Origin of the sequence: Caballeronia sp. ATUFL_M2_KS44 (assembly GCF_023630965.1) — a bacterium.
Classification (GTDB): Bacteria; Pseudomonadota; Gammaproteobacteria; order Burkholderiales; family Burkholderiaceae; genus Caballeronia; species Caballeronia concitans.
This window is the reverse complement of the sequence record NZ_JALQEA010000093.1, coordinates 1-283: the sequence shown is the minus strand read 5'-3', so window position 1 is coordinate 283 and position 283 is coordinate 1. Positions and strand designations below refer to the sequence as shown.

Annotated in this window: 1 protein-coding gene; it reads left to right on the top strand. The window is 70.3% G+C overall.

The window, feature by feature from the left end; genetic code table 11:
- Positions 1-283: type III pantothenate kinase (locus NCR39_RS29525; protein WP_250456325.1), on the top strand; the 283-nt coding region annotated here is incomplete at both ends.

Below are 283 nucleotides of genomic sequence, written 5' to 3'. Positions count from 1 at the left end.
CACCTATGCCGATCCGGCCCGACTCGGCAGCGACCGCTGGGCCGGCATGATCGCAGCGCGCGCGGCGTATCCGGGCGAGCATCTGCTGGTCGCGACCTTCGGCACGGCGACGACGCTCGAAGCACTGCGCGCCGACGGCGTGTTCACCGGCGGCCTCATCGCGCCCGGCTGGTCGCTGATGATGGAATCGCTCGGCAGCCATACGGCGCAATTGCCGACGCTCGACGCGGCATCGGCGCGTGAGGCGCTGAGTCAGACGCGCAGTCTTTTCGCCACCGACACC